The organism is Ruegeria sp. CH10 (genome assembly GCF_056537125.1).
Genome location: NZ_JBQFQY010000002.1, coordinates 394,411 through 420,743 on the forward strand (window position 1 = coordinate 394,411; position 26,333 = coordinate 420,743).

At 52.1% G+C, this 26,333-nt stretch carries 27 protein-coding genes and 1 tRNA gene; 13 read left to right on the top strand and 15 right to left on the bottom strand.

Annotation, left to right across the window (positions count from 1 at the left end; genetic code table 11):
* Positions 1 to 89: 89 nt before the first annotated feature.
* The 4 genes from ACRZ94_RS08290 to ACRZ94_RS08305 all read left to right on the top strand — a co-directional run bounded on the left by ACRZ94_RS08290 (position 90) and on the right by ACRZ94_RS08305 (position 3,763).
* Positions 90 to 959: a MurR/RpiR family transcriptional regulator gene (locus ACRZ94_RS08290; RefSeq protein WP_480797104.1), complete on the top strand. Its 870-nt coding sequence runs from the start codon at positions 90 to 92 to the stop codon at positions 957 to 959.
* A gap of 76 nt (positions 960 to 1,035) precedes the next feature.
* Positions 1,036 to 1,899 (top strand): hypothetical protein, encoded by an 864-nt coding sequence (locus ACRZ94_RS08295; protein ID WP_480652186.1) that lies wholly within the window; start codon positions 1,036 to 1,038, stop codon positions 1,897 to 1,899.
* Positions 1,900 to 1,977: 78 nt separating this feature from the next.
* A complete protein-coding gene (gene ygfZ / locus ACRZ94_RS08300) occupies positions 1,978 to 2,712 on the top strand; it encodes a CAF17-like 4Fe-4S cluster assembly/insertion protein YgfZ (RefSeq protein ID WP_480797105.1) in 735 nt (244 codons plus the stop codon).
* Between the two features lie 106 nt (positions 2,713 to 2,818).
* On the top strand, positions 2,819 to 3,763 hold the full coding sequence (locus ACRZ94_RS08305) for an ABC transporter transmembrane domain-containing protein (RefSeq protein WP_480652190.1): 945 nt from the start codon (positions 2,819 to 2,821) through the stop codon (positions 3,761 to 3,763).
* A 54-nt stretch (positions 3,764 to 3,817) separates the two neighbouring features.
* On the opposite strand, the gene efp is transcribed toward ACRZ94_RS08305, so the two are convergent.
* Entirely contained in the window at positions 3,818 to 4,381 is a 564-nt protein-coding gene (gene efp, locus ACRZ94_RS08310) for an elongation factor P (RefSeq protein WP_170417618.1), read from the bottom strand.
* Between the two features lie 218 nt (positions 4,382 to 4,599).
* On the opposite strand from efp, the gene ACRZ94_RS08315 reads away from it, so the two are divergent.
* Entirely contained in the window at positions 4,600 to 4,920 is a 321-nt protein-coding gene (locus tag ACRZ94_RS08315; protein ID WP_108785849.1) for a DUF6280 family protein, read from the top strand.
* Between the two features lie 63 nt (positions 4,921 to 4,983).
* Here ACRZ94_RS08315 and ACRZ94_RS08320 read toward each other — a convergent pair whose 3' ends face one another.
* Positions 4,984 to 5,553 (bottom strand): cobalamin biosynthesis protein CobQ, encoded by a 570-nt coding sequence (locus ACRZ94_RS08320; protein ID WP_480652193.1) that lies wholly within the window; start codon positions 5,551 to 5,553, stop codon positions 4,984 to 4,986.
* A 60-nt stretch (positions 5,554 to 5,613) separates the two neighbouring features.
* Between ACRZ94_RS08320 and ACRZ94_RS08325 the strand changes: the two genes are divergently transcribed.
* Entirely contained in the window at positions 5,614 to 7,068 is a 1,455-nt protein-coding gene (locus tag ACRZ94_RS08325) for a cobyric acid synthase (RefSeq protein WP_480797106.1), read from the top strand.
* A 3-nt stretch (positions 7,069 to 7,071) separates the two neighbouring features.
* Here ACRZ94_RS08325 and ACRZ94_RS08330 read toward each other — a convergent pair whose 3' ends face one another.
* From ACRZ94_RS08330 to ACRZ94_RS08340, 3 genes are all read right to left on the bottom strand, one after another.
* On the bottom strand, positions 7,072 to 7,809 hold the full coding sequence (locus ACRZ94_RS08330; RefSeq protein WP_480652197.1) for a hypothetical protein: 738 nt from the start codon (positions 7,807 to 7,809) through the stop codon (positions 7,072 to 7,074).
* A 74-nt stretch (positions 7,810 to 7,883) separates the two neighbouring features.
* Positions 7,884 to 9,302: a TolC family outer membrane protein gene (locus ACRZ94_RS08335; RefSeq protein ID WP_480797107.1), complete on the bottom strand. Its 1,419-nt coding sequence runs from the start codon at positions 9,300 to 9,302 to the stop codon at positions 7,884 to 7,886.
* A gap of 97 nt (positions 9,303 to 9,399) precedes the next feature.
* Positions 9,400 to 10,053, bottom strand: coding sequence for a protein-L-isoaspartate O-methyltransferase family protein (locus ACRZ94_RS08340; RefSeq protein WP_480652201.1), 654 nt, complete (start codon positions 10,051 to 10,053; stop codon positions 9,400 to 9,402).
* Between the two features lie 228 nt (positions 10,054 to 10,281).
* On the opposite strand from ACRZ94_RS08340, the gene ACRZ94_RS08345 reads away from it, so the two are divergent.
* Together ACRZ94_RS08345 and ACRZ94_RS08350 are read left to right on the top strand one after the other, a co-directional pair.
* Positions 10,282 to 10,355: transfer RNA gene (locus ACRZ94_RS08345), tRNA-Cys, on the top strand.
* 159 nt (positions 10,356 to 10,514) lie between these two features.
* Positions 10,515 to 11,948, top strand: coding sequence for a tyrosine-type recombinase/integrase (locus ACRZ94_RS08350; protein ID WP_480797108.1), 1,434 nt, complete (start codon positions 10,515 to 10,517; stop codon positions 11,946 to 11,948).
* A 71-nt stretch (positions 11,949 to 12,019) separates the two neighbouring features.
* Here the strand turns inward: ACRZ94_RS08350 and ACRZ94_RS08355 are convergent, their stop codons facing one another.
* Genes ACRZ94_RS08355 through ACRZ94_RS08375 form a run of 5 tightly spaced genes read right to left on the bottom strand, consistent with a single transcriptional unit; the run spans position 12,020 to position 16,354 of the window.
* Entirely contained in the window at positions 12,020 to 12,760 is a 741-nt protein-coding gene (locus tag ACRZ94_RS08355) for a hypothetical protein (RefSeq protein ID WP_480797109.1), read from the bottom strand.
* Between the two features lie 35 nt (positions 12,761 to 12,795).
* The gene (locus tag ACRZ94_RS08360; protein WP_480797110.1) at positions 12,796 to 14,277 is read right to left on the bottom strand and encodes a deoxyguanosinetriphosphate triphosphohydrolase family protein; all 1,482 of its coding nucleotides are present in this window, start codon (positions 14,275 to 14,277) and stop codon (positions 12,796 to 12,798) included.
* Positions 14,278 to 14,328: 51 nt separating this feature from the next.
* The gene (locus ACRZ94_RS08365) at positions 14,329 to 14,754 is read right to left on the bottom strand and encodes a hypothetical protein (protein ID WP_480797111.1); all 426 of its coding nucleotides are present in this window, start codon (positions 14,752 to 14,754) and stop codon (positions 14,329 to 14,331) included.
* A gap of 19 nt (positions 14,755 to 14,773) precedes the next feature.
* Positions 14,774 to 15,565, bottom strand: a complete 792-nt coding sequence (tcmP, locus tag ACRZ94_RS08370; RefSeq protein WP_480797112.1) for a three-Cys-motif partner protein TcmP — start codon at positions 15,563 to 15,565, stop codon at positions 14,774 to 14,776.
* A 12-nt stretch (positions 15,566 to 15,577) separates the two neighbouring features.
* Complete coding sequence (locus tag ACRZ94_RS08375) at positions 15,578 to 16,354, bottom strand: DUF5131 family protein (RefSeq protein ID WP_480797113.1); 777 nt, start codon at positions 16,352 to 16,354, stop codon at positions 15,578 to 15,580.
* A 700-nt stretch (positions 16,355 to 17,054) separates the two neighbouring features.
* On the opposite strand from ACRZ94_RS08375, the gene ACRZ94_RS08380 reads away from it, so the two are divergent.
* Positions 17,055 to 17,396 (top strand): hypothetical protein, encoded by a 342-nt coding sequence (locus tag ACRZ94_RS08380; RefSeq protein ID WP_480797114.1) that lies wholly within the window; start codon positions 17,055 to 17,057, stop codon positions 17,394 to 17,396.
* 134 nt (positions 17,397 to 17,530) lie between these two features.
* On the top strand, positions 17,531 to 18,103 hold the full coding sequence (locus ACRZ94_RS08385) for a tyrosine-type recombinase/integrase (protein ID WP_480797115.1): 573 nt from the start codon (positions 17,531 to 17,533) through the stop codon (positions 18,101 to 18,103).
* Positions 18,104 to 18,214: 111 nt separating this feature from the next.
* Here the strand turns inward: ACRZ94_RS08385 and ACRZ94_RS08390 are convergent, their stop codons facing one another.
* Together ACRZ94_RS08390 and ACRZ94_RS08395 are read right to left on the bottom strand one after the other, a co-directional pair.
* On the bottom strand, positions 18,215 to 19,456 hold the full coding sequence (locus ACRZ94_RS08390; protein WP_480797116.1) for a DnaB-like helicase C-terminal domain-containing protein: 1,242 nt from the start codon (positions 19,454 to 19,456) through the stop codon (positions 18,215 to 18,217).
* A 19-nt stretch (positions 19,457 to 19,475) separates the two neighbouring features.
* Positions 19,476 to 20,336, bottom strand: coding sequence for a hypothetical protein (locus tag ACRZ94_RS08395; protein ID WP_480797117.1), 861 nt, complete (start codon positions 20,334 to 20,336; stop codon positions 19,476 to 19,478).
* Between the two features lie 364 nt (positions 20,337 to 20,700).
* Between ACRZ94_RS08395 and ACRZ94_RS08400 the strand changes: the two genes are divergently transcribed.
* Complete coding sequence (locus ACRZ94_RS08400; protein WP_480797118.1) at positions 20,701 to 21,609, top strand: Abi-alpha family protein; 909 nt, start codon at positions 20,701 to 20,703, stop codon at positions 21,607 to 21,609.
* Positions 21,610 to 22,418: 809 nt separating this feature from the next.
* Here ACRZ94_RS08400 and ACRZ94_RS08405 read toward each other — a convergent pair.
* Positions 22,419 to 22,847, bottom strand: coding sequence for a hypothetical protein (locus ACRZ94_RS08405; protein ID WP_480797119.1), 429 nt, complete (start codon positions 22,845 to 22,847; stop codon positions 22,419 to 22,421).
* Between the two features lie 121 nt (positions 22,848 to 22,968).
* Here ACRZ94_RS08405 and ACRZ94_RS08410 point away from each other — a divergent pair, with 121 nt between their 5' ends.
* Positions 22,969 to 23,307 carry a helix-turn-helix domain-containing protein gene (locus tag ACRZ94_RS08410; protein WP_480797120.1) on the top strand — a complete coding sequence of 113 codons (339 nt, stop codon included), beginning with the start codon at positions 22,969 to 22,971 and terminating at the stop codon, positions 23,305 to 23,307.
* A gap of 320 nt (positions 23,308 to 23,627) precedes the next feature.
* On the opposite strand, the gene ACRZ94_RS08415 is transcribed toward ACRZ94_RS08410, so the two are convergent.
* Both ACRZ94_RS08415 and ACRZ94_RS08420 read right to left on the bottom strand, forming a co-directional pair.
* The gene (locus tag ACRZ94_RS08415) at positions 23,628 to 24,263 is read right to left on the bottom strand and encodes an AAA family ATPase (RefSeq protein WP_480797121.1); all 636 of its coding nucleotides are present in this window, start codon (positions 24,261 to 24,263) and stop codon (positions 23,628 to 23,630) included.
* 57 nt (positions 24,264 to 24,320) lie between these two features.
* Positions 24,321 to 25,079 carry a hypothetical protein gene (locus tag ACRZ94_RS08420; protein ID WP_480797122.1) on the bottom strand — a complete coding sequence of 253 codons (759 nt, stop codon included), beginning with the start codon at positions 25,077 to 25,079 and terminating at the stop codon, positions 24,321 to 24,323.
* A 237-nt stretch (positions 25,080 to 25,316) separates the two neighbouring features.
* Between ACRZ94_RS08420 and ACRZ94_RS08425 the strand changes: the two genes are divergently transcribed.
* Positions 25,317 to 26,144 (top strand): hypothetical protein, encoded by an 828-nt coding sequence (locus ACRZ94_RS08425; RefSeq protein WP_480797123.1) that lies wholly within the window; start codon positions 25,317 to 25,319, stop codon positions 26,142 to 26,144.
* The last annotated feature ends 189 nt before the right edge of the window (positions 26,145 to 26,333 follow it).

Consider the following 26,333-nt stretch of genomic DNA (forward strand, 5'->3'; position numbering starts at 1 on the left):
AATAATTTTCCTGTTCAATTTCGCCCACGCTTGATCTTGATGTAAAATTATTCACATTATGCCTGTGACATATGCAGGAGGATCATTCAGTGCGGGTGACGGACAGGCTGTTGGCCCATCGGGACGAGATGACTCCGTCCGAGCGGCAATTGGTCAGCGTTTTGCTGGATGACTATCCCATGGCGGGTCTCGGCAGCATCACCGAACTGGCCAGCGCGGCCTCGGTTTCGACCACGACCGTTGCGCGCATGCTGCAAAAGACGGGGTTTGACGGCTATCCCCAGTTTCAGGCCGCCCTGCGCGGTGAGGTCAAAGAGATGATCTCGGGGCCCGTGGCCAAGCGCGACCTTTGGCAAAATGACCTGCCCGAAGAGCACATCCTGAACCGCTATTCCCAGCAGGCCCTCGCCAACCAAAAGCGCACCATTGATGAGGTCGACCCCGCAGAGTTCGACAGTTTCTGCAGCCTGCTCTGCGACCCTGACCGGCGGATTTTCATCACCGGCGGGCGTATCACAGGGACGCTGGCGCAATACCTGTATCTGCATTTGCAAATGATCCGCCCCGATGTGCGGATGCTGCCGGTTGCCGCGTCCTGGACCCATGACCTGCTGGATGTGCGCAAGGGTGACGTGCTGATCGCGCTGGATGTGCGGCGGTATGAGAACTCGACCATGTTGATCGGCCAACTCTGTCAGGAACGCGGGGCCGAGATTGTGCTGTTCACGGATCAATGGCGATCACCCATTCATCGGCTGGCCAAGCACACGTTCGCGGCCCGTATCGCGGTTCCGTCTGCGTGGGATTCGATGGCGTCAATCATGGTGCTGATGGAATGTGCCATCGCCGAAGCGCAAGAAAGACTGTGGGATTCGGTCAAGGACCGCACGGCTGAATTGGAACAGGCTTTTGACCGCACCAAGCTGTTTCGGAAATTCGGCCAAAGCTCGGGCAGTTAAGCGCTGATTTTGCTACAATTTACAACTGCCCGTGAGGAGTGTTGCCACTTCCTCATGCCACGTTCACTTTAAGAACATGACATTTGTAGCCGAAAACCAATTGCCACTGCTGATCCTGTTCTTTCTGATCGGATTGGTAGGCACCGGCTTCCTGTTTCGCAAACCGGCGGGACACCGGGCGTGGAAGCTGGCCGACCTTGTGTGGGTCGTTCTGGGCGGTATCGGCGCGCTGGTGGCGGTTCTGGCAGGGCTTTATACTGCCGACAGCTCGCGTCTGGATCGACAGATTGACGTGGCTTATGCGGCAACACTGGCCTTTGATCGCGATGCTGCGCGGTTTCGCTTGCGGTTCTGCGACCCGGCCTTTGATCCCGATACCGGTGTTCTGTGCGAAAAGGTCGAATTCCTGTCCGCCTCAACCGCCAGCAATGCGGATTTGCCCTTGTTCATCGCCGTGACGAATGAGGTCGCGCCGCTACAGGGGCTGCATTTCCTGTTTGGGCGGCAGGCGAAAGAAGACCAGGACGATATCCGAGCTATGGCAGCCAAGGCAGATGCGTTCAGTATCGATCAGTTTCTGGTCTTTACCACTCTGGACGACGCAACGCAGGACGCGATCGACAACATGCGCCGCAAGGTGCCCGCCATTGCCGGCGATTACCTGATCCTAGCGCAAAGCTATGACGATTTGGTCGAACAGGTTGGAAAGCTGAAGGATGAATGGGAATATCTGCAGTCCAATGCGCATATTCTGGTGCTGCAAATCATCGCCCTGTGTCTGGTCAGTTTCGCTGCGCCATTTCGATTGGGAAAATCGATTGTCGAATTGCGCACAAGCCTGATGTCCGATGATCCCGCGCCCCAGGATCGGCCCGAGACGCACGAAGATGCTGCTCCGACCGCACCCCAGCAGGCGCCGCAAAACCCACCGAACTCGTAAGCTTGGCAGGATCACCTCTGGTCATGGCCTCGGGAACTCCTATATCACGGGGCCGAGGCAATTGATGAGGACCACCCGATGCCCACTCGCCGTATTCTGCGCCTAAGCGGCTCGGACAGTGACAGCTTTATTCAGGGACTGGTGACCAATGATATCGCCGGGCTGGACCACGGTCTGGTCTATGCAGCTCTGCTGACACCTCAGGGCAAGTATCTGGCCGATTTCTTTTTGAAACGCGAAAGCGAGGCGATCCTGCTGGATGTCGCCGACGCGCTGGCGGACGGGCTGGCCAAACGGCTGACGATGTACAAGCTGCGCGCCGATGTCGTGGTTGAGGACAGCGGCCTGTCGCTGCAACGGGGCACGGGCCCAGCCCCTGACGGCGCCCTGCCCGACCCGCGCCACCCGGACATGGGCTGGCGGGCTTACACCACAGACCCCGAGGCCGAAGATGACACCGATTGGGACGCCATCCGTGTACGCCACTGCATTCCTGAAACGGGGATCGAGCTGACACCCGACAGCAGCTATATCCTTGAATCCGGGTTTGAGGCGCTGCATGGCGTCGATTTCAAAAAGGGCTGCTATGTCGGGCAAGAGGTCACCGCCCGCATGAAACACAAAACCGAGCTGCGCAAAGGGCTGCGGACCGTCCGGGTTGACGGTGCGGCCCCGGTTGGGACGCCGATCACCTCGGGCGGCAAACCGGTTGGGACGCTCTTTACCCAGGCGGACGGCCACGGCATCGCCTACCTGCGATTCGACCGGGCCACCGGCGAGATGCAGGCCGACGAGGCAGCCGTTACGCTTTGACATGTTGCCGATCCGGCACGGCCCGGGCGGCAACAGCGCGTGTCCAGTTTGAACAACTCCCGTGGCGCTGCCACAGTGCAAACAGTTCAAAAATCCGGATGCGTTTATGTTTAAACTGTACCAAGCGATTTGGCGCGCCAGCGCCGGACGGCAGATTGTTCTTATCGTGCTGTCCATCGCCATCGCAGGGCTGGCCGCCGCCCCACTGGAATTTCAACGCGGGATTATCAACCATCTGACCTCGGACAATATCAGCACCGAACGCCTGACCATGCTGGGCGCGGGCATGATGGGAGTGATCTTGCTGAGCCTTGGACTAAAGTGGCTGCTTGGCTACCGCGCGGGCACGCTGGGCGAGGATATGATCCGCATGATCCGCAGCCGCCTGTTGGCGCGCTCGGCCGATCTGGGCGAAACCGGCGAGACGATCCGCAAAGGCACCATGACCACCGCCATTTCGGCCGAAGCGGAAGAGCTGGGCAAATTCGCAGGCGGCGCCTTTTCAGACCCTGTGGTGCAGATCGGGACGCTGATCAGCGTCATCGGCTATATCTCATCCACCCAGCCGGGCCTGGGCATGATCGCGTTTTCGATGATCGTGCCGCAAATCGTCATCGTTCTGATCTCGCAGCGTAAAGTGAATGTCTTTGTCGCCGAGCGGGTGCGTATCTTGCGCAGCGCCACCGACCGGCTCACGACCGAGGATATTGACGCGGTGGCCCGCGATATCGACGCCCAGTTCGATGATATCTACAACACCCGCCGCCGCATGTTCCTGTGGAAGCTCTCGGCCAAGTTTCTGCTGAGCGTCATCAACGGGGCCGGCACGGTCGGTATTCTGATGCTGGGCGGCTATCTGGTGTTGCAGGGTAAAACGGATGTGGGCACCGTCGTGGCCGCCACCAGTGGCCTGACCCGCATTCAGGGGCCCACGGCGTTTTTGATTGCCTTCTACCGGCAAGTCAGCGCCAACCGGATCAAATACGAACTGATGCTGGAGCTATTCGGCCCCAACCCGGAGCGCTATCGCAATATGAAACGCCTGAACTAAAAAAGACCGCGCGGCCTGTGCCAGCGCGGTCTTTGAATGCGTACAGGCGCTGACTTATGCGCGCTCGGAATAGTCCATGGTCTCGGTGTTGACCACGATCATCTCATCCTGGCCGATAAAGGGCGGCACCATGACCTTGACGCCATTGTCCAGAATGGCCGGTTTGAACGAGTTCGCAGCGGTCTGACCTTTGACGACCGGCTCAGTCTCAACGATTTTGCAGGTCACTTTCTGCGGCAGCGTGGCGTTCAGCGCCTCGGATTCGTAGAATTCGACCACGATGGTCATGCCGTCCTGCAGAAACGGGCGACGCTCACCCAGCAGTTCTGCGGGCAATTCGATCTGTTCATAGGTCTCGGAATCCATGAACACCAGCATGCCATCGGATTCGTAAAGGAATTGCTGATCCTTCTGCTCTAGACGCACGCGCTCGACCTTGTCGGCTGAGCGGAAGCGTTCGTTCAGCTTCGATCCGTTGCGCAGGTTGCGCAGTTCGACCTGGGCAAAAGCACCGCCTTTACCGGGCTTTACGTGATCAACTTTGACAGCGGCCCACAGGCCGTCGTTATGCTCAAGCACATTGCCGGGGCGAATTTCGTTCCCATTTATCTTGGGCATGACATAAATCCTTCACAAACGGTTGATGCGTCAGTTCCCGTCCCTATATCTGGCGGGACACCACCTGACAAGACAACGAAACTTGGTGCTGCACTTGCAGCAAGCTATGCAAACGACGCAACGCAACTATGCATTTTAGCTGTATCCGAATCGCATTGAATAGGTCATAAGGACCGTCACGCCGAAAATGCAAGAGCAAGAACAACAAGGAAAACGAGATGAGAGATTTCGTTGACGGCACCGCCTTTAACAACGAACAAGGCAACCGTGCACGTAAACTTTTCGCGGCTGTTGTGTTGGCCGCTCTGGATGATGCAATTGCCGATGATAAGAAATACGGCAATGGCCCCGAACAAATCGCCCGCTGGGCCCGTTCGCGCGATGGGCGCGAGGTTCTGTCCTGCGCCGGTATCGACCCCAATGAGCGGGTGGTCAGCGGCCTGATGGACTTTGTTGGCCGTGGTGTACGCACATCTGTTGCGCTGTCGCGCGAAGAAAGCGAACGCCGCAACGCCGCACAGCAGGCTGAAGCCGCCTGATCCAAGGCGACTTCCGAAAGAAAAAACGCGCCTCCGCAAACCGGGGCGCGTTTTTCTTTTGGGTCAAAAGAACAGTATCCACTGCCGCGCGACCCAAAGCTCTGCCGCCACAAGTACGGCAAAGAACAGCTTGGCCGAAATCGACAACCCCCTGCTCCACAGCACTGCGTATGACGCCAGACAAATCGCCAGCGAAACCGGCGCGACCCACAGCGCGTGGTGGCTGCTGTCCCAATAGCTGACGGGGCTGTGAAAGACCCAATCGCTCAGCGGCCAGAACTGGGGCCGCCCGTCGCCCGCATGCAAGAAAAAGTCCGTCGCCAAATGCAGCACCCCGGCTGAGGCCGCGACAGTAAGCACCCGCCACCCGCCTACCACTCCGATCGTCAGTGCCAGCCCCCACAGAAGGAACGAGTTGTCGATGGCAAACACCGTCTGCCACGTCGTTGAGAAGTAGAGCTGACCAAAGACCACCTGCTCGGGGATACCAAGGATGAGCAGCGACACCCCTGCCATAAGATAAAGCGAAAGGTCGGGCAGCAATGATCCCAACAGCGCGGCGGCAAGGATGCGGCCCCGCGGCGGACGCGCAAAAGCGGCGGCTCCGATCAAAAGATGGGCGGGCGTGTTCATCCGGTCTTTCCCTTTGGCAGCAAATCAGGTCATCTGCGCGCCAAGATATAGGAGACCGCCATGGTTCGCGCCATCATGATTCAAGGTACTGGCAGCAATGTTGGGAAATCGGTTCTGGTCGCCGGATTGGCGCGTGCGTATACCCGGCGCGGATTGCGTGTGGCCCCGTTCAAGCCGCAGAACATGTCGAACAACGCCGCTGTCACGGAAAACGGGGGCGAGATCGGCCGGGCACAAGCGTTGCAGGCCCGCGCCGCCAAACGCCCGACGCATACGGATATGAACCCGATCCTGCTGAAGCCCGAAACCGACACTGGCGCGCAGATCATCGTGCAAGGGCAACGCGCGGGCACCATGAAAGCGGGCGATTACCGCAAGGACAAATCCAAACTGCTCGGCGCCGCGCTGGAGAGCTTTGACCGGCTGTGCAGCGACGCCGATCTGGTTCTGATCGAGGGCGCAGGTAGCCCGGCCGAGACCAACCTGCGCAAGGGCGACATCGCCAATATGGGCTTTGCCTGTGCCGCTGACGTGCCGGTTGTGCTGGTCGGTGACATTCACCGCGGCGGCGTGATTGCGCAGATCGTGGGCACACAGGCGGTTTTGGACGCAGGTGATCTGCAGATGATCAAGGGCTTTGCCGTCAACCGGTTCAAAGGCGATGTGTCGCTGTTTGATGAAGGGCGCGACGACATTGCCACGCGCACCGGATGGCCCTGTCTGGGCGTGGTCCCTTGGTTTCATGACGCGTGGAGACTGCCGGCCGAGGACATGATGGATATCCGCTCTCACAGCGGCGGTGCCTGTAAGGTCGTTGTACCTCAGCTAGAGAGGATGGCCAATTTCGACGACCTTGATCCGCTGTCCGCCGAACCCGGCGTCACGGTCGAGATCGTGCCCGCAGGCCGTCCCCTGCCCGGCGATGCCGATCTTGTGCTGCTGCCGGGCAGCAAGTCGACCATTGGCGACCTGACCTATTTCCGTGCGCAGGGCTGGGATATCGACCTTTATGCGCATGTCCGCCGTGGCGGTCACGTGCTGGGCCTGTGCGGCGGATACCAGATGCTGGGCAAAACCATTGCCGACCCCGAGGGCGTGGATGGCCGCCCCGGCACGGTTGAAGGGTTGGGTCTGCTGGATGTCACCACCACCATGGTCGGTCAAAAGCAGGTCACCCTGCGCACCGCTCATACGATCCCCGAGGGTGACCCCGTGACCGGATACGAGATTCACATGGGCCGCACCGAAGGCCCCGATTGCGCCCGCGCGTGGCTGGAGGTTGAAAATCGGCCCGAAGGTGCGGTGGACAAGACAGGGCGCATTCGCGGCAGCTATCTGCACGGACTGTTTTCGTCCGACGCATTCCGGGCACGCTATCTGGAACAGCTCGGCGCGAAATCAGACCTGTCTTATGAGGACGGTGTCGAGGACACGCTGGATGCGCTGGCGGATCACCTGGAACAGCACATGGATCTGGACCACCTGCTAGCGCTTGCACAACCTCCGGCGCGGTAGGGTTTAATCCAGGTTCTGCTCGGCCAGAGCGCGGTAAATCTCGCGCCGAACCATCTTGCGCACGTTACGTGTGATGCGCTGGCCCAGAACCCCTTGCAGTTCCTCGCGAACGACCTGAGCGATCAGGCCCCGCAGCGCATCTTCGTCCATTGTCAGCGCGGTTTGGGTGCTGGCCGGTTCAACAGGCTCTGGCTTGGTCGCGGCCTGCGGATCACGGACAAAGGTTGCCTTGGTCTCTGACTTGGGCTGTTCAGGCTCAGCCTGCGCGACGCTGGCGCTGTCCGAGACGATGAACTCATCCTCGGCATGCCATTTGAGCGCCTTGTTCGGCGTGCCGGAATAGGCGTCATCGCTCTCGCCGTCGGGCTCCCACTGGTCCTCGGTGCGGGCGATTGCGGCTTCCAGCGCTTCAATCTTTGCGCTCAGGCTGCCGACAAGTGCATCTTCGGACTGGGATTTGGTTTGCTGTTCGGCGGCGGGTTCTGCGTGTTTGACGATGTCACAGGCCCGCAAGAGCATCGGCTTGACGGAATCTTCGGCTTTGTACGTCGGGTCTGGCGCAGACGGCGATTCAACCGCCGTTTCGCTAACCCGCAGCGCATCGGTCAAAACCAGCCTGCCCGGTTTCCGTGCCGGGGGTGGGACCAGCGCACCGGGCGCTTTTCTGTCATTTTCGCTGACCAGACGCTTGATCGAGGACAAAACGTCCTCGATTCCCGCTTTTACGACTTTATCCGTCATTGTTCTCTACCGCTCTATCCTCGGGATCGAGTGTAGCCAAACAAACCGGACCTCACAACAGTGAGTCTTGACCGTTATTCGCGGCGCAACGCCTTGAGGACGCGATCCAGATCCCGGCTTTGACGGCTCACCTGTGCAGGTGCGCGCTTGACCAGGTTGTAGTAGAGGGTCGGATCATAGACCTGCACGGCCAGCCCCAAACGCTCGGCCGTCAGAAGGCCCTGCGCCTGCAGTAGCTGATAGGCAGCGCGCGACCGTTCGGTGCGTGACGCAACCTCGTTCAACTGCGCGTCCAGCAAGTCCTGCTGCGCGTTCAGAACGTCCAGCGTCGTCCGTGCGCCCAGTGTGGCTTCTTCGCGGATACCGTCAAAAGCCACTTGCGATGCACGCACCTGTTCAGTCGAGGCGCGCAGACTGGCCGTTGCTGCCTGAAAGTTCGCGTAGGCCGCCGACACGCCCTGAGTGATGTCTTTCTGCACATTCAGCAGGTTTGCGCGCGACGCGTCGCGGGTCGCCATCGCCCGGCGGACCTGAGCCGCCAGACCACCACCGGCATAAATCGGCTGGTTGAAGTTCAGCGAGATTGTCGCGTCTTCGACATCGTCATCATTGTCAAAGCTTTCGGTAATCCCCGCATCCGCGTTCAGGGTCAAGTTCGGACCCAGATTCGCGCGCTGCTGCTGGACCGCCAGGTCAAGCGCGCGCACTTCGTGTTGCGACGACAGGATGGCCGGATGGTTCCGCTGTGCGAAGGAAATCGCCTCAGATTCGGATCTGGGCAGGTTCGGCAAACGCGGTTGGCCTGCAGTTGCGCCCGGCTGTTTGCCCACGGCGTTGACATATTCCGCCTGAGCGGTGCTCAGGTTACCGCGCGCCACGGCCAGTTCAGCCTGCGCACTTGCCAGCTGCGCCTCGGACAGCGCAACGTCTGTGCGTGTCACCTCACCCACGTCAAAACGATCCTGCGATGCGCGCAGTTCTTCTGCCGACACGTCCACATCGTTGAGCTGAATCTGAACCGTCTCTTCCTGCAGAACCACATCCAGATAGGCGTTCACCGCACGGAACAGAACGGCCTGTTCGATGTCGATCAGGCTTTGGCGGGTCGATAACACGATTTCCTGGGCCGATTGTTTGCCCAGAACCGAAAAGCCGCCGTCATAGATCAGCTGGCTCAATGTTAGGCCGGTGAAGAAGTTGGACGGCTCAACGCGCGTTACCGCGTCACTGACAGTCGAGCGCGTGTAATCCTGACTGACCTGCACGGTCCAGTTGATGATCGGACGCAGCGCCGAGAGGGCAATGGCGACGTCTTCGTCAGCCGCCCGCAGCAATGCCCGGTTCTGTTCCAGCAAACCGCTGGTGTTGTAAGCCCCGATAAAGGCATCTGTCAGGTTGTCTGCCCAGACCGCCTTTCCCGGCACAGCACTCAGCGCTATTCCCGCCGTCAGTGCCAATGCCTTAACTACTTTCCCCCCCGTCCATGAACGCATAACCAAATCCTTCTCAAACCAAAATTACGCTGCCCTAGACACAGTTTGCGTGTTTGTTTTCAACTAATCAAGGCAGCAACACTAATAACGATGTGAACTATAGCGAAAATGCACGCTCAGTGCAAAATGCCTTTAAAACCGGCGCATTTGCGTTGAATCCGTGACGCCAGGTGACCCGTCCTCCGGATTTATACCCGATCCGAACCGTGCCCAGCTGCCCTTCGACGAACAGACAAGCGATGCGCCCGTGATCCTTGAGCTGCTCAAGCAGGGCATCCGGCACCTCTTCGACCCCACCCTGAACCATGATGACATCATAAGGCCCATGCTCTTGTGCGCCTTGTGCCAGTGGGCCCACATGCACGATCGCATTGTCGGCATCTGCCTCCATGAGAACAGTTTGCGCCTCGGCGGCCAAAGCTTCATCTTCCTCGACGGCAACAACAAGCTGCGCCATACGCGCCGCGACAGCCGTGGAATAGCCCATTGCGGGCGCAATATCCAAAACCGCTTCATCATTGCCGATATTCAACGCATCCAGTATTTTGGCCAGCGTCCGCGGCTCCAACATGCAACGCCCGTTCCCCAGCTCGATCAGTCCTTCGCTATAGGCGGCTTCGCGCTGCGCATCGGGCACGAAGTTCTCGCGCTGAACGGTCAGCATGGCGTCGATGATCGGAAATTTCGTAACATCAGAGGGCCGGATTTGCGTATCCACCATCGTGCGGCGACGGGTTGCGTAATCGGTCATTGGATCGCTCTTGTTTGTCCCAAGGGTGATTGGCTTGTGCCATATCCAAGGCAAGGCGGCAACGGCTATGGTACGGAAAGTTTGGTCAAATCACAGTCATTTGGAGACCGCCTGACAGACGCCGCGCAACCCGGCGGCCGATTTTTCCCATCTATCCTCTGGACGCCCCAAAAGAAAGGTGTTAAAACCCCTGCCACACCACAGCAAGTATTTGATTTTACTTGAAAAGGCGAGTTGGCGGAGTGGTGACGCAGCGGATTGCAAATCCGTGTACACCGGTTCGATTCCGGTACTCGCCTCCAACATATTGTGGTTTTTCGAGTAACTTCCGAATTTCGCCACAACATATAGCAATACCCAGTTCTCAAAGCTCGTAGCACACCTGCAGCACACTTTTTGAAAGCATTCTTGATTCAAAAAGTGTAGTGTCAACATACACTTTGAAATCAATGGTTTGGCACATGGCAACCGACAACAAGTCGATAAAAGTGAACGAACGTTTGACGCTTTACAGGCGTGATCGCAGTAGTCGGTGGCAAGCGCGGATCAAACTCGACAATGGAGACTGGCACCGCTTCTCGACGGGCACAAGAGACTTTGAAAAGGCGAAGGAAGCCGCGCAGCAAGAGTATTACACCGCTGACTACCGATCTCAGAACAATCTACCCCAAAGCACTCGCAAGTTCCGCCGCGTAGCTGAGTTTGCCAAGCAGCGAATGCGCGATGAACTTGAAGCAGGCGGTGGACGCATCGTGTTCAATGACTACATCACAGCAATCGATCGTTACCTCGACCCCTACTTCGGTAAAATGGATGTCGCATCTATTAAGGTTTCCCACCTACAAGCTTTCGATACATGGCGCACAAAAAAACTTGGACGCAAAGCTTCACATAGCACTATCAACACACATAACAGTGCCCTGAATCGCGTTTTCGATGAAGCTCTGCTCCAAGGATGGATAACCACCTCCATACGCCCCACCCTTCTCAACAAAGGTACGAAAACTCAGAGAAGAGGTTCTTTTTTGGTGGAAGAGTATCGGACTATCTACAAAGGTTTACGAACTTGGCACAATCACACCAAAAATCGGAAAACGCGTGAGACGCGTGAGGTTCTTAGGAACTATGTGCTCGTTCTGGCCAACACAGGTATCAGGCACGGCACGGAGGCACTTAACCTTAAGTGGAAGAACATTGCGTTGGTCGATATTGACGGCGAAAGGTACATAAGTATTTTTGTCTCTGGGAAGACTGGTGATCGACAGTTGATTGCGCGTGATAGAACACGAGCCTACTTGGACAGACAGCGAGACCTTAACCCCGCTCTAGCCAATATGACTTTCGACGAGTTAATAAAAAAACGAAGCGATGAGTGGGTTTTTCAAACGCGTAGTGGAGACAAAGCAGATCTTTTTAACCTCAGCCGCAGTTTCAGAGCGTTTCTTGAACACAATGACATGAGAATAGGAAGCGACGGCAGAACACGAACGCTGTATAGTTTTCGCCACTTCTATACGACACAAGCCTTGAAACGAGGCATGAACACTCACGCGCTTAGTCGCCAGCTTGGCAACAGTACTAAAGTCGTTGATCAATTCTACAGCGATCTCAGCCCACTTATGAACGCGGACCAGCATTCTGGGCGTGATCGACAGAAGTTGAAAGAAAAAGCGCAAGGCAAGGACGCCGGCGACCATGGAACAAACAGCGTGGCAGAAAAAGCATTTGAGATGCTCTTAACTGGTCGGCTAAGCGAAGAGGCACTTTTGAGCACTGTAGGCGCAGGAGGTGCGGCGTATGAGCCAACCACGCACATTAAGATGCTCGCCCTCGAAGCTGTAGAGGCTGGAAAGCTCACTGAGAGCGGACTCTTCCAGCTACTAAATCTTGGTTAGATAAAGATATTCAGTTTGAATGCACAAAAACTAACACCGGCCCTTCGACAATGTGAAAGTCCTTAGCGGACTCAATTCAATAAACCGGGTAGTGCTAGCTGCCGGGCAAACTTGGTTCCTAAATCATGTCTTTCATCGAAGTTTCGCAGGGCGTTAACAAGCTGATTGCGAGAATAAAAAACTGACGAAATCGAATTCTGATAACGCTCTTTTTCGTACCTCGTTACGGCCTCTAACCCATTGTTTTCTAGAACTTCATCAACGAAATCCACCAAGTCTTCCGCCGCATAAACATCCCACTCAAACACGCGCCTAATTGCTCGCACGGCATTACCAACCGAAGATGGAGTCGCGCGCAAATTCAGCCCTAACAATCTACTATTCAGAGTTGCAACATACTCATCCCGGCAAATTAGGCGCCTCGACTTGAGGTCATAGAGAACAGCGTCCCAATCAAAAAATGTTCCCTGCATCAAGTCTGAGAAACTAGAGCCCGGAACATGACCAGCTTTGAAAGCCCATGTCGTTTCAAGAGCCCAAAAATCAATTTTCCACCGAGGGCCATGGAAGCCAAACCCACCAAACTGATTGCGGGTCGCTCCCAATTCCTCGGCCAACTTAGCGACGTCATCCCTTGGTGCATCAATCACTAAGTCGACATCTGATTTAAAGCCTGAAACGCCTTTATGACCTAGGTCGCGGATCATACCGCCGATAACGGCAACTCTGTCGAAGCTCCAAAAGTGTTGATGCAATGTCGAACGAAGTTCCTGAACAGTCTTCGATTCATCACGCCAAAGGTAGTCATCCACCCTTCGCTTCAACGTTTTTTTGTTCGCTACAACAGTCACTGAGGCAAAGCCTTTATGTCCTTCCAAAGTTTCATCGCAAATGTATCAGTCATTCCAGATACCATGTCTGTCAACAGTCTAAGCTCAGCATAGCGCATAGTTTGAAAGTCTTTACTTCCATTCGCAAGCCGCTCTGCTTGCTCAATGTAGTTCGAACTTACTAAGGACCATCCGAATTTTGCTGCTGGAGATACACGGCGCGATGACAAATCATCAGGCTCTTCTCGGTCCGAAATTGCATTCCAGAAAAATGACATGATGTCTCCAATTGCGACTGCACCTACAGCTTCAGCCTTCAAAACACCCGCATTCGAAAAAGCATGATCTTGGGCAATCTTCTTAAGAAAATTGCAGAGTTCGCTGTTCTCCATAAGCGGCTCTAAATCTTCATCAAATTCAAAAATCTTTCCTTTGGACTTGATGAATTGAGCGCTTGCTTCGCTCAAGAGGGCCTCCATCAAATAGGCCCTCATGTAGTCGATCTTTATATCCCGAACCACAGATACATGCCGTTTACTTTTATCCGCCTTATCAAATGCTTTCTGAAGTCTCAGAACAAGGTCAGAATCCTTGTGACTATCCGAGCAGCGCAAACGGCAAAATACATCTTCAGGAGAGACGATACCTTTTTTCATGACGTCATTGACGTCAAGAATGCTGTAGGCCACGTCATCACACGCCTCCATTATCCAAGTTAATGGATGTCGTTGTCTTTCTGAAAGACCAGTTTCCTTCCTAAACCACTCAACAACATCATTCTCAGATGCAAAATACCCAACTTTTTTGTGTGCTGGCTTTTTCTTGTTTCGGTTTTCAGCTGCGACTGGGTACTTTAGGGAAGCTGCCAGCGTCGCCGCTGACAGATCCATACCAAGGTGATGGACATGCGTTTGCAGCTTAGTAACTAGGCGTAGTGTTTGTGGATTACCGTCAAACTTGATGAACTCTAAGTGGTATCGCGATGGAACTCCCCTATCTAACTCGTCACCTTCGTGCTTGGTATGCGAGAAGATCCAGCTTTTCCGCTTCTCAAACCACGCTCCAATTGCGGCCTCACCTTGGTGCCCAAACGGCGGATTACCTAGGTCGTGTGCCAGACCAATTGCCCAAAGGATGGGTTGAACGACTTTGTTTAAGTCAGCTTCGAAAACGCTGCTGTCCATCGACATTATTCGGGACCCAATTGAACGGGCCAAATTTGCGACCTCATGAGAATGCGTCAGGCGAGTTCTCACGCCATCGTTTTCATCCATCGGCCACACTTGGGTCTTGTCCGACAAACGTCGTACCGGCGTCGAAAACAGCAACCGGTCGTAGTCTTGTTGGAAAACTGATCGCCACGTCAACGGATCATGGTCTTCCGTTTCACCTTCGGTAGCGCTGACCTCTTTGTCGCGAGGCCGCCGTGCGTCAGACCAAATGCTCAAATTCAAAATACTTCCCCTTAAATCAACGATATTTCGCGATGCTAGTTCCAACTGCCACAATATCCTGTGTCACGCAACACATCGAATTTTCTCTTTTTGCACTTAACCGGTTGGCAGAAAAAAGCTCAGTTGCTTCTTCAAGCGCAGAGAATCTTCAAGTGAAATTGTGTGTGGGAAACGCCGTTGGTTGCCAGAAGGTGTAATAACTTCCAAGTCCGGATTCGCAAAGATTGCCGCGTGAATGTCGTCGCTGTGAGCCGGCGTATCGTTGTAGATACTCTGGTAAAAGTCTGCGACGCCGATGGTATCGCCGCCCTCTGAAACCAGCTTCGGGATGTCGTCGGGCAATTGACTTCTGGCTGCTTCTCTTGCTCCGGCATCAAACAGGTAAAGCGAACCTTTTTCGTGTTCTGGGTCGTAGGACAACATACGCAACCCTGCACGACCGAAGTGGGCTTGTTCGCTGCTATTATCGTGGAGAACATCATTATAGACTTGGCGGGCTCTATAACTGTTCGCGAAATGCATAAACCAGTATCTCCAACCGTTAGGATTGTGGATGGAAAATGGTGTAACAATAGGGTGCGCATTGGCCAAAATGTTCAAAAACAATACCTTCTGCCGAACCCAACCACTCATTTTTACTAAGCAAACTATCCGTAAACGACAAAGCCCCGGAGCCAAGGTCAAGGTGCTTTAGACGTTTCCGAACCATATCCGGATTACTACGGTCCAGATAGGTTAGCAAAGCCTCTACAGCATACGTCAGGAAAATCTCGACTGACTTCTCCGAACGAACCAATCTAGCAATAGTCGAGCGTTGCACACGGCTGTGCCCGCATTGATCCAGATTGTAAATTACGTTCCGGTATCGACCACTCTCTAGCTTGGTGACAAATTCGTCGATCTGGGCTTCAAATTCCGCCTCGTAGAACTCAATTTTTAGAGATGTGTTCGAGCCCTCTTCTTTCGACAAGGCCAACAACGGCGCAACGGCTTGTGGCAGATTGCCTATTGCTTCTGGATCGGTGTCATTCAGAAGCATCAAGCAATCAACTTCGACGGTAGGCATCCCCTCTGAAGCCCGCCTAACATTAATTTCTTTCACTGTGTCCAGGAGTGTCCGAGCGAAAATAATCGGTGATCCTGGACTTCCGTCCTCATACATCCCTCCGCCTGCAAAACCATCGACTACAGCCAATCGGAAGCGGCGAGTGTTTGGGTTTTTACACCTCTCCAAAAGGTACCGGCGAAAATACTCACCGAGAATCTTATGTTTACGTTTGGAATGCTCTTCGAGGGTAGCGCCCTCTTTCCACTGGTATGGCTTTTCAACCAAAGTATTTAGACCTCAAATTGAATTGACTACGGGCATTTCATCCCAAGTTTGACCGCGATACGTTCGGCCATTTTGCTTTTTTGATCGACGTTTGTTGTCTTTTCCCCACGCTCCCCACTGCTTAAAGAAAAATGCAGTGTTGTAGTTGCGACAGGCATCATGAATTTCATCTATCCACGTCTCCTGTATTGGTCTGGCTCTCGGTCCGCTTTCGCCGCCGACAATCGCCCAATCGATTCCCGTGAGGTCTACCATTCCAACCCTACCAATCAAAGGTTCGAATGAAATAAATCTAATAGTTGCAGGCACTTCACGAAGCTCATCGATACGGTGCACAACGTTTTCGTCTTCCACGCTCGTACCTAACCAAACATTTCGCAACGTAGGCAACGTCCCACCTGCCGCCAACTCAGACAAACGATCCGGGCGTTTTGTCAGTATCTGGTAACTATGGTGAGGAGTGTCCCTCATCACCGACCAGACTTTTGCAATAAATTCTGTTGAGACCGATGGATGAAATAGATCACTCATCGAATTAACAAAAACTTTCCTAGGTTTTTTCCATCGAATAGGAATTTCCAAGGCTTTGTGATCTTCATGGACAATACCCTTCCACACTGCTCTAGAGCCGGATTTTCGGGTTAGCCCCCTGTATTTCTCAACGCCCATCGCCTCCAAACGACGAGCCATCTGCATGGCATAACAATTGGTGCAACCGGCAGACATGACGCTGCACCCAGCAACAGGGTTCCAAGTTGAATCTGTCCACTCGATTGAGGTTTCACTCATGCTACACCTTCCAATGCAAATCTACGCCAAAGAGAACAAAGTGGCAACATTTATGCTCAATGGACTAAGAACGTACAATGCACTTTTTGGTCACCGCATCAATAACGACCCCTACTAAAACAAGAAAATCCGGCTCTTGACGCAGATAGCTAGCTGTAAGGACGCAAAGCAAAGTTGGGCATTACGCGGCGTCGACCATGGGCGATCCAGTCCAACAAATCCAATCTCCAACGCGCTCCAGCTAAATAGCTTGAGGAGAATCACAACGATGAATGAACTAGAGAACTGGCTGCGAGCACTACAGCAAACCTTCGATGCCCTGCCCAAACATCAGCAAATACATGCAACTCGACGACTTTTGGAAACGACCAGTGAATGCCTGCGTCGTTTGAAATTGAATGAGGCGCAAGCGAGGTCAACGCCAAATAGAACAACCGCGAAGCGCCGAGAAACACAACTTGATCCGAAACCTCCCCGAAAGCCTGTTCGCGTAGCGGAACCTTCAAGACCTAAGAAACCAAAATACTCAGGCAATCACAGCCCGGCTGCAAGTAGAAGATAAATAACTTAGTCAGCTAAGGCAGATACTCGGTAGTTCGGGGCAAGTGCTGCGCCATGCAGTTCGAGGATTTGAGTGTCCGTAGGTCGAACACGGCCACCGCGCCCTGATCAAAACGCAAAAATTATTGGGAGAACTTAAATGTTATTGATGGAGCAGGTTTACAGAAAACTTAGAGCAGAAGAATTAATCGACACAGCTGAAGACTTTAGCATGAACTGGTGCAACTGCAGTCGGAGCTGGTTTGCGGTGCAAAGGAACAGCAAAAGCGACTTCAGCGTAAGAACTGCGATTGATTGCCTTCGTCACGCTCAAGCCAAACTCGCGATCGCGCATGTGCGCAAAAAGCGCATGGGCGGTATCGTTGACTCAGAAATTGTAGCGCTACGAGAAGTAATTTGTTCCTTGGAAGAATACTTGCGGGAGCAGCACAGTATTTTGGCTGTGGTTACTGAAAACGTGCCTAAACCCAAAATGTTATAAATTTCATAATCTCTAACATTCTTCAAATATCCGATTTTTTCTCAAAGACTTAGCGTGAGTTATATTTTCGGTCGATCGCTAAAATGTGTGAGTTTACAATGCACTAAAATGGAACCACACATATTAGGTGAATTATGAAACAAGCCAAGATACTGACAGAAGCGGAACAAAAACGGGTCTATGCAATTATTGACGCCCATCGTTACAGGTCAAGAAATCGCGCAATATTCGCCCTAAGCTTTTTTGCCGGTCTTCGTGCATGCGAGATAGCCGGACTAAAAGTCGGCGACGTATACGATGCGCGGGGACAAGTGCGCGACACGCTGTTCTTAGCAGCTAATCAGACCAAAGGTGACGAAGCGAACTCAATACTGGTTAGCAAGCGCCTTGCCAAAGCTCTAGCTAAATACGCTGCCACCTACCCTCGATACATCCAAAACCCGCAAGCGGCGCTTATATTCAGCGCAAAGCGTGGCGGATTCAGCGCGCAAACTATCGTTAACCTGTTTGCTCGTTTCTATGAACTTGCGGGAGTCAAAGGTGCTAGCAGCCACAGCGGACGCCGGCAATTTTTAACTGAGCTTGCTGACAAGGGCGTAAGCGTCCGCGTCATACAAGCTCTAGCTCGCCACAAAGACATTAGCACGACCCAGCGTTACATTGACTACAATGAAAATAAACTTCGAAATGCGATTGAACTTGTATAGGCGAGCTATGTTCCAATCTGCAATCTGGCTCCAAACAAACATACTAGTCGAGCAATTGTTGATCAAATACCAACGAGTGCCAGAAACACTCCCAAACAAGGCAATCTGATCTCAGTACCCTTCGAGTTCCTGCCAAGGCTTCACTAAGTTCCCGAAGCGGACATACTTGCTTTCGAAACTTAGCTCGACGGTTCCAATTGCACCGTTACGTTGCTTTGCAACAATGACATCAGCAACTCCGTGCACTCGCTCCATATGATCCGTCCATTCCGCCATTGCCTGAAGATCGTAGTCTTCCGGCCTCTGTTGATCTGTATAGAACTCTTCTCTGTGCAAAAATAGCACAGTATCAGCAACTTGGCTTACAACCCCAATTTCATTGAGGTCAGTAATCTTTGGGCGCTTATCGCTCCGCCTTAAGATCGCTTTGCCGATATTTGAAGTCACTAAAACACAGATATCTTCACTTCTGGCCAAGTGTTTAAATGCTTTCAGTATTCCCTCAATTTCGGTCGCATGTCTTGTTGCGCTTGTCCGGTTCTCAGATAAATCGTCGATCATATCGATCACAAGTAAATTGAGACCGACTTCGCGCTTGAGTTTCACCGCCCTTGCGACCAATGCCTCAGCACCTCCAAACGTATCATCAATGAAAAGAGGGATACTTTCTAACGTCTTAGCGGCATCGACATAGCGCCTAAATTCAGGTTCGGTCAGGTCCCCCCGTTGGATATTCTCTACTGGCACTTCACATTCAAGTGCTAATATCCGTTGTGCAAGTTGTCCTGCTTTAAGCTGAAGAGAGAAAAAACCAACGTTACCGCCTCTAAAATTGCGTGCAGAGCTATCGTTAAACTGAGTAGCCTTGGCAACGTTGAAAGCGATCTGCGTTACAAGTGCTGTTTTACCCATTGAAGGGGCTGCAGCTAAGACAATGAGGTCGGACTGATTCAATCCACCAATTTTTAGATCTAAGTCGTGAAAACCCGTCGGTATCCCGGAAATTCGCCCGTCTCTTTTGATAGCCAGGTTGGCTTCGTTTACTGCATCGACCACCGAATGCAAAAACGGCTTGAAGCCGGTTTCTTCGATCTTCTCCGGAAGAGGCGAGGAAACCTGCTCAGCCAGTTCTTTCATTTGCTCTGCAGTCACGTGCTTTGGCAGGTCGGTATCAATTATGAAGGACGAGAGGTCAGAACCACGGAAGTCCACGTCTGCGAACGAAAGCTGCTTAAAGTCGGAACTTGGATCAAGTCCTGAAATCGCACACAAATCCGTCAGAACTGCTGAGTTTGATTGTCGGACAGCTTTCAACAGAGGCAGATTGGGCGAGAACACGCTGACTTTTTTCATTAACTTCACGCTGGGATTGTTACTTTGTGGACCGCGATTTTCTAACTTCGATGCTACCACGTGCAAGAACAACTTCGCCTTCGGGCGGGGTCAAACCATCTATTCTATTTTGCTCCTCAAGCATTTTCATAGTCAGCAATCGCTCAATTTGCGTTCTGTTTTTCTTAGCCCAACGTTCCTCATTACGTTCTTCCCCCAACGGAACGTAAACACAGTCACGCTTCCGAGCCCGAAGCTCAACGGTTGCAGTAAATTTCTTACCTTTAGTCGGATTGAGAAAGCACAGCGGGTTAGACGCACCTTCCACAACACCATCACCTAGAGGTGTTAAATAACCTCCACGCAAGTCGCCATTCGGTTCGTTAGGGTCTCCAATAATCTCATGACCAATTTGCCATCGGTTCGCACCAACCCAACGAACAATTCTAAAATTTAAATGGCTCTCTATCGACTGTGTGTTACCTGTTTGCAGGGATTTTCGTACTTCGCCATGCATTGAACTTTCAATCCCCAGCGCTGATAGGACTTTTGAGAGCTTTAGAGATATGCCACCAGAAGCGGATACTTTCTTTGCATCTGAGCTTTCACTCTCTCTCCGTAACAAGTGTTGAAACTGCTCCTTTGGAAGAGATCTTTGGTACCGACCTTCGCGAGAAACTTCACAGTCGGACGCAACGATTTCAATAAATGCCCTACGAAAGCTAAGCTTAAAACCAAAGCCATCTGCGTCTGTGAACTCTTGTTCACCAAAAGACGCTTCGATTTCGAAAGGTACATTAGCAAAGACTGCCTCTCCTTGCCGAGGTAAAAACAGTTCAAGGTCCGCTGCGTAACGTGCAGCGCTTGTAGGACCAAAACGAGAAATACGGGCATCTTCCATTTTGCACATCATATGGTTGTAGAGCTTTGATGCAACACAGAATAAAGACGAGTTTTCCACATATGATCGAGCGCCTGCACTATAACTGGACCAGAAGGCTTGATCATCGTCGTGACATTGATCAGATGCCCTTTTTCGAAAATGGGTTGATTGCTAGTATTCGCTCACGCAGCACGCAGCAAACAGCGCCAACTGAGCATTCCCTGCACATCGCGCAGATGATAAGGCTCCCGCCATGTGTCGCTGATTAAGCATGAAGATCCATCGAGCACCTGAGCGTTGTTGGCTTCAGCATCTTGAAAAAGCTGCGTTTAATAACTTCGTGACTTCATAAGTGATGCGATCTTGATGCGAGCCAGAGCCAGTGACTGACAACAATCTCAAAATTGAATGGAACGACGACAACAAAGGGATAAATGTACCCGCCAAGGTGACTGACGCCCTAATAGACCTTGTTTCGCCGTTCACATCTTCTTTTCGGCAGATTGCCAACGGTATCGACCTTTGGGGCGAACGTCGAAGCGTTGAGTACATCGTGGAAACGCTCAGGCGAACAAAAGAAATTGCCGAGTTCGAAGGCATTCCGATCACACCAAAACCGCGAAAGCTGATCGCCGAATGGACCCGGAATGTCGCATTAGAAGACGATGAACTGTTGCGAGATAAATGGGCGAGGTTGTTGCTCAATAGTTCGACTGAGTTTCGATCCAGGGACGTAATTTTTGCGGGGTATCTATCTCGTATCGGCCACGCTGAAGCACTGATTCTGGATGAGCTATGGCAAAAAACCGTATGGTCTGACCGCAACCACGACACCACATTGCTTCATGAAATAGCTGGAATCGGTGCGAACACTCCGATGCCACACCAAGGCTACCTTTCTTTAATTGATATCAAGCTTCCGAATATTCCGGTTGCGCAGCCAGAACGGCAACAATGGGATGAGTTAGCAGCAGATGTTGCTTCCAAGTTCCGTGATCTAGGAGGGATCGCTGCAACTGTAACACTTCGCAAGTCAATAAGTCATCAACTGGAAAGCGGCGGATATGGATCACCACTTGGTCGGTCGCACTGCAAACCTGATGAACTACATATTGCTCACGACTTTCAAGCTTTAGGTATCTTTGAGCGTTTCGATTTTGTGGTTCCGAAACAGCTTGGCGTTAGTGCATTCGAGCCTGACGTCGAAGTAAATTTACTTGCGCCAAGCCTTATGGGCTTGGAGTTTCTGCGGGCTGTTACTACCTCGGCGTCTCAAGGATTCCGGCGCTAAGCGCTCCTAGAAAAAGACGGAAAATCAGCCCATTTCGAAGCCGATCCTTAGCAAGCTAATAAATACAAACATGTGCAAGAGCAGCGACCCACTGCCGGGACACACATCCGCGCATAGCGCCCTACCAACGACATTGAGTTTGCCAGCAAATGCTGTAGCCATCGGAACTTGTCAGCGCAGAACGCCTTAGCGGAGGCGAGCAACAAGCAAAGTCGCAACTGGCTTGGAAAACATTATGCGATGGAACGAGAAGAGAGGCTGAGAAATCAGTAACTCGTATGTGCTGCGGTGGCGGCTGATGGCTGCCGTAGTGTTGCGTTGGGAATAACTCTACGCACTTAAAGGTAACAGCCTAACCCTACCTCCCAGATCTAGCTGGTTGTGCGCATCAGATGGTGGACGGTCCTTACAGAATGCCGAAGCAGATGAGAGGCGTACAGCCTCTCTATGGCTTCAAATCCTACAGAATACCCCCTTTTAAACAAATGAAATGAAAATGCGTTGATGTGACCATCGAAGGTTTGCGACGCAAAACGAAGATGACACAGACAGCGCCTGTGGAGCTGCGGAGCAGTGACACATGAACCATCCTTCACAATGATGCTTTCAACAACCCTGACGTGATCTATGTTAGTTGCGATTTGCCCAACTGACCTGCAATATCAATGCTCGAATTCCGCACCACGCGGCTTGAATACGCCATCGAATGATGTTGTTGGAGCAACAGCACTGGGCGAAGTATTGAAATCGCGACAATACCCCAATAGTTCAGAGTTTTCCTATTCATGAACTACCTCGGTTTTTGGTTACTATCGCCAAGCACGCCAGCAGTGCTTCATTTTCACACCCTCGATAGTGCTTTCGTACGGGTCATACTCGACGATTCCGCTGGAATCGCTAAAGCAACGAGGGTCGTTAGGAATCGGCTGAACATATTCAACTTCTTCTGTGAAAACTTCGACCTGAAACACCTGATAGTCAGAAGTTATCAAGTGCACCCAAGTCCCATCGACACCTTTACCTTCACCAATGCAGTGATTGATGGCCACATTGCTATCAAGCAAACCATACTTCTCATCTATAGCTTGCACAGTCAAAGCAGCGGAGGCCCCGAAATTTGGGCATGCGGATCGAATTGATGGAATGTCAATCGACGCCGCTCGGGCTTCTGTAGAATATCCTGCTTGAACACAAACCACGAGCAGCCCCGCCAAGTACCCTCGACTTTTGATCCTCATGCCTTTTGACCTCTTTAGTTACTGTCTTTCACATGTCGCTCGGCTTTAAAAGCCGATACTTGACACATAATGGTATTTTCAATCCGATCTCAACCTGTAATTTTCGAACTAAAAGCCGAGTATGGCAGTAGATTTGAAGACAGAGATCGGGTTTCGTGTAAAATCTGCACGCAAGCTCCAGAATATGACGCAGGCTGAACTGGCAGAAGCAATAAACAAGTCTTTTGAGACCGTTTCCAACCTAGAGCGTGGAAAGACCGCACCAAGTTTCACTACACTGTGCGATATGTCAGCAGCGCTCAACGTCGAGTTGAAATATTTTTTTGACTTTGACACGGAGTCCACATCACCGCAAAGAAGCCGCATGCTTAGCGAACTGGACGCGATCACTAGATCAGCAACCGATACCCAATTAGCTCTGATTACAGAGCTTGCGAAAGTAGCCGCTTCGAAGGCTTAGGAGGCGTCAAGCTTAGCGCACTTGTCCATTAGCAAATGCGCTGCATAACGTGTAGTCATGTCGTCGAATGGTGATCACACGGGCATAGTGCCTTGCTCGCGTTTGGAAGTTGGAACAAAACATTACGCAAAACTATGCCACCTATTCATTCTGCGCGGCGTCGTCTTATATCATCAACGTCCTCCGCGTCAGTTCCGCCAGTTTCTCCTTGCTCAATGCTGAAACAAATACGTGTCCGGCAACATATTCGATCTACTGAAACCTAACCATAAGCATCTGTTAACATACAAAAAGCGCCACCATTCGTGACGCTTTTTCTTTCATGCAGCTTTACGCTTTCTTGCATCCATTACAATGCGCTCAAGTTGCCTCAACACACTTCTTATGTCCCCATTCTCATGCTGAATAGCTTCCAATATTTGTCCATCGGTAAGCGACATGCATTCATTGGAGAATATTCGTTTGCAGAGCGGTAACAGTGCTTCAGGCGACAACGCGGGCATTTCTATGATATCGCAACGGCTTTGAATTGCGCCATCGATGCGGTGCAGGTGATTAGTCGTAAAAACAAATCCGTGTGTACCCGAATACCGATCCATAAGCGCACGCACCTTGGCTTGTTGTAGTGGATGAACAAGGTCGAACTCATCGAAAACAGCGTAGGCGAAACTCTGTCCGGACATTTGCCAACCACGTTCGACCAACTCTAGTTGATCCGATTCAAAGTCAGCGCCGTTCAGTACGTCAACGTCCATTTCAAAGCCTGCGCTAACCTCTTGTCTCGACTGATTTGCTACGACATGCGCAGCTGCCGATTTTGAGCTTCCGAAAGGCCCGTACAGCAAAATGTCCCCTGATGCTGCGCCAGTTGCGTATTTCTCAAGTTTCTTGCGCGATATGTCCGTTTGAAAGACCAAATCGGCAAAGGTCGTTGGCTTGTATTTGTTTGCAAGCATTTTTCCATTCCTTTGATTAAATGGGCGGGAAGTTTGCCCCGCCCGTGTGCATTGAGATCAAGCGGCTTGAGCCTGCTCAGCGGCAATAGCTGCTGCTTGTTCGCTATCGAGTGCTTTTTGGGTTTGCTTTGATTCGACTTCTTGCTGTCGGTGCTTTTGACTTTGTTCTTTGCCTACTTGCTCAAGCGCAGCGTTAACGACTGAGTTTGCACTGGTTTCGTAGACCATGCTGTAGCTGCCATCTGCTTCCTGTCGCATGACCGCAACGAACAAGCTATGTTCCGCACCGTCGGCGGCTTTGCGGGTCGGTGCGTTGATCTTAAAAGGCTCGACAAGCGCGTCGATTTTGCTGAGCTTCTCTTGGGCAAATGCAATGTTGTCTTTGCGCACTTGTGCAGGTGTTTTACCGTTTGGCTTGGAACGACGCAGTTCTTCGATACCGCCACGCTTGGAAATAAACGTACTCATACTTTCGCCTGGCGACTTTTCATCGGCGGCGATTGTGATTACGCGAGCATAGCCATAAGCGCGCTTCTGGAAGCTGGAGTCAAACACAGCGCGGACGATGCGTGTAGCAAGACTGGCACCTTCATTGAATGCGATTTTGTTGGCACGCAGGTGATCGTTAAGCGCCTTGCACTTAGGCGCATTGCCTTTCAATTCATTATGGAAATCAAGACACTCGCTGAGCAGCTCGTAGAGTTCTTCATTGCTGCGCTTGTAAGTGCCCCGCTCCCAGGTCTCACGCTTTTGCGCTAGCTCAATGGCCTTGGTTTCGATGTAGGTTGCGATTGAGGTGTTAATTTTGTTGCTCATGTTAATCTCCGTTGTTTGAGCTTCGTTTCTGCCGCTCTCATCAGCGACAATCACAACGTAGCAGCCGCTAACCCACTATCTGGATATCTGTGATAATATGTGTATTAGTGGGTTAATGTTTGCACCTCAAAATCAAGTCTCAAACGACGACTGGCGATGACTGATCGAGCCCCTCTCAAAACACTTCCGACTGATTTTAGGAGGAGCGATCTCTGGGCCACCAAAGTGGGCTTTTACATGCTGTGGGTCGAATATCTTGCACTAAGCCCGAGCTACGAGCTGGCGCGCCTGTATCAGTCTGGCAAGTTGACACCTGAACAGAACAAGAAGTTGCCTGAAGACTTCGACAAGATACTAGCGGTATTTGACGATTTCGGCGACGTACAGAGAGTCCTTTTCTTAGATTGGTGGCGAGAGAGAGGAATGGAGCTATGCGGTTTTCGCGGAGAAAAACCAAAGGTTTCGAAAATCGCTGCAATAGGTAAGAAGCGCGAGCCTACAGCAGCAACTTTTGATCGCGTAGCTGACTATCTCAACGACGATTGGATCGCTCAGGGGAGTCAAAATACGTTACTCGTTGCAGTCCCAATCGGCTTACCCAAATCGCGTATCGCAAAGGAAATTAACGCCTTATTGGACACCTATCCAAAGCGCGACAAAGTACTTTCACCACCAAATCCAAAGTACATTTTGGCCGGTAAGCGGCAAAACAAAGACATGCTGTTTCGGTATCTTCATGTATTGCGCTTCAAGGCGTTACACCCATCGCTTGAACTTTGGCGGCTGGGTGTTCGTTCAAATGTCAGTGACACCTACAGTCCAGAACTCGAGCACGATGCAAAGGTCATCGCAAACGAAGACAGCTATGATCGTATGATGCTGACCATACTGACGAGTCGAGCCATTCAAAGAGGCCGACTAATAGCTGAAAACGCAGCACGCGGAATTTTCCCAAGCTACAGCAACTGCGCGCATGCCGTCGAGTTCGACTACGGAGAGACTAACAAGTTGTTTCAATCTCGGTACAAGTGGCAGAAAACGCAAGCTGCTAAAACACGACGATAGCGTCAAAGCTATGCTACAATAATCTGCACTACTGGGATGGCAACCAACGCTTGTTAAACACTCTGTTCAACACATACATTTGTGAAAAATCCTGCAAGGGGATTTACACAAACTGTAGCACACTTTAAAATTTTCCACATAACTCATTGTTTCAAATATGTTTTTATATGGTCAAGTTATTGCAAATCC